The sequence below is a fragment of the Mesorhizobium sp. genome (genome assembly GCF_005063415.1).
In the GTDB taxonomy this organism is placed as follows: domain Bacteria; phylum Pseudomonadota; class Alphaproteobacteria; order Rhizobiales; family Rhizobiaceae; genus Mesorhizobium.
Genome location: NZ_SUEG01000120.1, coordinates 1 through 4,757 on the forward strand (window position 1 = coordinate 1; position 4,757 = coordinate 4,757).

The window sequence follows — 4,757 nt, forward strand, 5'->3', positions numbered from 1 at the left end:
GTCCACCACACCAGCCCTTGGATCTGGCAAGGCCGATGGCGCGCAGACGGGCGGTGCGATGGACGATGCCGATGATGGCCGCGCGTGAGACCGGGCTACCACGCTGCGCACCGAGCCTGGTGGCGATCTTCGCGGCCGACAGTCCGCTCATCAGCCAGTTCTCGATTTGTTCCAGTTCCGAGGCGGAATAGCGGGCGGCCATGATGTTTTTTTCCTGCAAAGATGGTTGTGTGCGGTGCCGGCTTCGCCGGCCTCAGGCCCGAAAGCCGGTCATCCTTCGCGTGGTCTGCTGCGGTCGAGCTTCATCTCGGCTGCCTGCCTTGTTGCGCCGGACACTGCCTTGCCCGTCCGCTTGTCGAACGCGATGACCGTGCCGTCTTCGGTGCGGATGCAGGAAACCGCGGCATCCGCATTGCCGGCCGGCAGGGAATTCGTGGCCGGAGCCGTGAGGGGAACGGCTCCGGCCGTTCCGGCCGCTTGCGCTGCCGGATCCGAGGCGCGAGCCTCGGGCATCGTCCCGGCCGGGGAGGAGGACAGCCGCGACGAAGGGGAAAGGGTTGGCACATGCATGGCCTTGGCGATCGTTTGCGGGACCGCCTCCGGGCGAGCGCTGCCGGCGGGCTGAAGGGCGGATTCGATGACCGATTGCTGGTGAAGTGACTTGTGCATGCCCACATAAGAGCATAACTCAAATCATCATGCAAGCGATTCTTGCATAGACGAAACCGAATCTTATGCCTCAGATGGAGCCATGGCGAAAACTGCACTGTCGATCAAGGTCGGAGCGGCGATCCGCCGGGCGCGCAAGCAGCGCGGCCTGGTGATGCGTCACATTGCCGAGCACAATGACACCGACGTTGCTGCCGTCGGCAATTGGGAGACCGGGCGCAACCTGCCCAAGACCGAGAACCTTTTGAAGACTGCCGCTTTCCTGCGCGTCGACCCGGTGGCGCTCGGCAAGGGCGAGGTCGTCTTCCTCGAAGATGCCGGACCGGTCGCCGATGCCGAGATCGTCACCGATCCCGGCCCCCTGCCCGCCGGGCCGATGGACATCCAGCTTCTCGGCACCGCCGTCGGCGGCGACGATGGCGATTTCACCTTCAACGGCCAGCCGGCCGGCTATGTCCAGCGGCCGCCGGGGATCCGGCATCTGCGCAATGTGTTTGCGCTGCACGTGCTGAGCGATTCGATGGTGCCGCGCTACGAGCCCGGCGAGATGATCTATTGCGGCGGCCGCGACGCCGTGCCCGGCGACCATGTGGTGATCGAGACGCTTCCCGAGGAGAACGAGCAAAACGGCAAGGCCTTCATCAAGAAGCTGGTCAAGCGCACCGCCGCCGAGTTGATCGTCGAACAGTACAACCCGCCGAAGACGCTGACCTTCAACCGCTACGCCATCAAGAACGTCTTCCGCGTCATCCCGCTCAAGGAATTGCTGGGGTACTGAGGAGGGGGTTTTCCCTTCTACCCTTGTGGGAGAAGGTGGATCGGCGCACAGCGCCGAGCCGGATGAGGGGTGCTGGAAGAAACTCGGCGTCAAAAATAGGGAACGATTTTAAAGTCTTACGTCTTCACAGTAGCGATCCGTCCAACACCCCCATCCGACCGAGCTTCGCTCGGCCACCTTCTCCCACAAGGGGAGAAGGCAAGAGCACCACGCCCTCCCTCAAGCCCGCCTCGACTGCTCCAGCTCTCGACCGTTGAGCAGGCGCGCCTCGGCGCGGGTCCGTTGCCGGTCGTCGATGAAGGCGGCCTGGATCGAGACGGCCGCGCCCGGCAGGCCGTCGGCCCGGCAGGCCTTGCAGATCAGGCGCCCCGAAAGTGCGGCCAGCGGTGTCTCCGGCATCACCCCATGCCGCTTGAGCTCGGCCGGCTTCCACCACCTGTTACGGCCGCAGTCGATGCACTCGACGGCAATCGAGACAACATCGGCGATCGTCGCTTCCTTGCCTGCCAATGCCATGGCTATCCCCATCATTGTTCCTGCTTTGTTCGCAACATTATCGGTTTTTGGAGCGGAGTCGAGTCCGTTCCGCTTACATCAACGTGAAAGTTTCGCTTGTTCGATTATTTGAGTTATGCTTACATCTGGTGCGGACTGGAATCGGCGCGAGCAACAGAACCGCAGCCGGCCGGCAGCAAGGGAATGACGATGGACCCAGCCCAGTTCGCCCATGCCTGCGGCTATAGCGGCGACAGCCCGGCTATGCTTGCCGCTTTCGCGGCCATCCGCCAGCACGGCATCCGCAAGGCACGCCAGGGTCATCGCCAGCGCAAGGCGGCGATTGACCAGATGAAGCCGAGCCGCGCTCTGTTCCTGGCGGCGATCCGCCCGGCACAGTCAGCCGAGGAAGCACTCGATGACGCCGCCCGCTTCCTGTCGATGTTCCGCAACATGCCGCGCTGGCGGCAGGAAAGGCGCGCCGCCGACCTCGCCCGCGCCAGGCAACAACGCCTCTTCGCCCGCTTCTTCCGCCGCTACGGCCATCGTCTCTGGGCGCTCGAGGCCGCCTGAAGACGCGCGCCTCCCTTGCAAGTCAAGACGGATATTGCGATCGCCAACACTGCGCCGTATGTCTCCGCGCGATGAGCGAGATCGAATTCCGTCGTGCCCAGGCGCCTGACCTGCCGGCGATCGTTGCAATGCTTGCCGACGATGTGCTCGGCGCAGACCGGGAAGACCCGTCCACGCCGCTTGCGCCATCCTATCTCGATGCTTTCAGCGCAATCGATGCCGATCCCAACCAGTTGCTGGCCGTCGCCGTCGACGCCGGGCAAGTGGTCGGAACGCTGCAGCTCAGCTTCCTTCCAGGCATTTCGAGGAAAGGCATCTGGCGCGGCCAGATCGAAGGCATTCGCATCGCCCGGCAATGGCGGTCCCGCGGGGTCGGCAAGCTGATGATCGAATGGGCGATTGAAACGTGCCGTTCGCGCAATTGCAGCTTCGTCCAGCTCACCACGGACAAAGGTCGACGGGAGGCGCACGCTTTTTACGAGCGCCTCGGTTTCACCGCCAGTCATCTCGGCTACAAGATGGCGCTGTAGATCAGCATTTCATCGCATTCAGCGCCGACCGCTCATCTTCGCTACCCCACTCTGGATGGAGCATTGACAAGCCGACCTTTCGCCCTGCTCCATCCGCTCGATGATTTACGACCGAACCTGGCTTGAAAAAACCTTTCGCGCAAAGCCCCGGCAGAAGTTCCTGTTCTTCTGGGGCCATCAGCCGTCCAAGGACGGCCGCATAACCACGTCGTGCTTCAGCCAGTGGTGGCATGCGCCCTTTACCGTCGATGGTCTGAGCTATCCGACTGCCGAACACTGGATGATGGCGGAGAAGGCACGCCTGTTCGGTGATGCTCAGACGGCAACACAAATCCTCGAGGCGGCGAGCCCCAAGCAGGCAAAGCAACTTGGCCGCCAGGTGAGCGGCTTCGATGGCATCAAATGGGATGCCGACAAATATCGCATCGTCACCGAAGGGAGCTTTCAGAAGTTCCGCCAGAACGCGGCGCTGCGCAATATCTGCTGTCGACGCATGACCGGGTGCTGGTCGAGGCGAGCCCCGTCGACCGGGTGTGGGGCATCGGCCTTGCGGCGGATGACGAGAGGGCGGTGAACCCGCTGCTGTGGCGCGGCGAGAACCTGTTGGGATTCGCGCTGATGCAGGCCCGCGATCGGCTGCGCGGCTGAACATTGCCGCCCTCTCGTCATCTGCGGCAGCCTCCGCGCTGCTTGACAATCCGCCGGCAATGTTCTCTTTATGTTCTCATCACAACTCGAGACAATGCGGCGTTCGAACGCCGCGGGCGAACGGGCCGGATGGAAGCCAACATCCTCCACGCGGATCTGGATGCCTTCTATGCCTCGGTCGAACAATTGCTCGACCCGGCCTTGCGCGGCAAGCCGATTGCCGTCGGCGGCGGGGTAGTGCTTGCCGCATCCTATGAAGCCAAGGCATTCGGCGTGCGCGGCGGCATGCCGGGCCGGCGAGCGCGGGAACTCTGCCCGCAACTCATTTTCGTCGGCGGCCATTTCAAGGACTATCAGCGGCTGGGCGATGCGGCCATCAAGGTGCTCGGCGATTTCACGCCGGTGGTCGAGCGGATTTCGATCGACGAGGCCTTTGCCGACGTCGCCGGCTGCATCCACCTGTTCGGCTCGCCGGCCGAGATCGCCGGCAAGATCCGCCGCCGCGTGCGGGCCGAGCTCGGCTTGCCGATCTCGGTCGGCGTAGCCCGCACCAAGCATCTGGCCAAGATCGCCTCACAGGTCGCAAAGCCCGACGGGCTGGTGGTGGTCGACCCGTGCCACGAGCTGGAGTTCCTGCACCACCTGCCGGTCGAGCTGATGTGGGGCGTCGGCCCGGTCACCAGGGAGCGGCTGGCCGGCATCGGCGTCAACACCATCGGCGACCTGGCCAAGACCAACAGTGGGGCGCTGGAGCGCTTGCTCGGGCCGGCGGCGGGAGAGAAACTCAACGCGCTGGCGTGGAACCGCGATCCGCGCAAGCTCGAGACGCAGCGCCGGGCGCGCTCGGCCGGCGCGCAATCGGCGCTCGGCCGAAAACCGGCCGAGGAGCAGGTCTTCGTACCCGCTTTGCTGCATCTGGCCGACAGGGTCGCCACGAGGTTGCGGGCGAAATCCCGGCCCGGCCGCACCGTCACGGTTCGCGTCCGCTTTGCCGATTTGCGCTCGGTGACGCGCTCGATCACGCTCGGCCAGCCGATATCGGCAACCGCCATGCTGGCCGAGAT

6 protein-coding genes and 2 pseudogenes are annotated in these 4,757 nt (G+C 64.3%); 5 read left to right on the forward strand and 3 right to left on the reverse strand.

The genetic code is table 11. The annotated features are described in order from the left end of the window. Together E5W70_RS24435 and E5W70_RS24440 are read right to left on the reverse strand one after the other, a co-directional pair. Positions 1 to 202, reverse strand: a pseudogene (locus tag E5W70_RS24435) (GcrA cell cycle regulator); the annotation flags it as partial. Positions 203 to 270: 68 nt separating this feature from the next. Continuing rightward, positions 271 to 669 (reverse strand): hypothetical protein, encoded by a 399-nt coding sequence (locus E5W70_RS24440; RefSeq protein WP_292663300.1) that lies wholly within the window; start codon positions 667 to 669, stop codon positions 271 to 273. 82 nt (positions 670 to 751) lie between these two features. Here E5W70_RS24440 and E5W70_RS24445 point away from each other — a divergent pair, with 82 nt between their 5' ends. After that, complete coding sequence (locus E5W70_RS24445) at positions 752 to 1,447, forward strand: helix-turn-helix transcriptional regulator (protein ID WP_292663302.1); 696 nt, start codon at positions 752 to 754, stop codon at positions 1,445 to 1,447. Between the two features lie 219 nt (positions 1,448 to 1,666). On the opposite strand, the gene E5W70_RS24450 is transcribed toward E5W70_RS24445, so the two are convergent. After that, positions 1,667 to 1,963: a hypothetical protein gene (locus E5W70_RS24450; RefSeq protein WP_292663304.1), complete on the reverse strand. Its 297-nt coding sequence runs from the start codon at positions 1,961 to 1,963 to the stop codon at positions 1,667 to 1,669. A gap of 189 nt (positions 1,964 to 2,152) precedes the next feature. Here E5W70_RS24450 and E5W70_RS24455 point away from each other — a divergent pair, with 189 nt between their 5' ends. The 4 genes and pseudogenes from E5W70_RS24455 to dinB form a co-directional block, all read left to right on the forward strand. Further along, positions 2,153 to 2,515 (forward strand): hypothetical protein, encoded by a 363-nt coding sequence (locus tag E5W70_RS24455; protein WP_292663306.1) that lies wholly within the window; start codon positions 2,153 to 2,155, stop codon positions 2,513 to 2,515. Positions 2,516 to 2,586: 71 nt separating this feature from the next. Further along, on the forward strand, positions 2,587 to 3,045 hold the full coding sequence (locus E5W70_RS24460; protein ID WP_292663308.1) for a GNAT family N-acetyltransferase: 459 nt from the start codon (positions 2,587 to 2,589) through the stop codon (positions 3,043 to 3,045). Between the two features lie 100 nt (positions 3,046 to 3,145). Beyond that, a pseudogene (locus tag E5W70_RS24465) lies at positions 3,146 to 3,693 on the forward strand (NADAR family protein). A gap of 129 nt (positions 3,694 to 3,822) precedes the next feature. After that, positions 3,823 to 4,757, forward strand: a 935-nt coding sequence (gene dinB / locus E5W70_RS24470; protein ID WP_292663312.1) for a DNA polymerase IV, incomplete at its 3' end; no start/stop codon positions are given.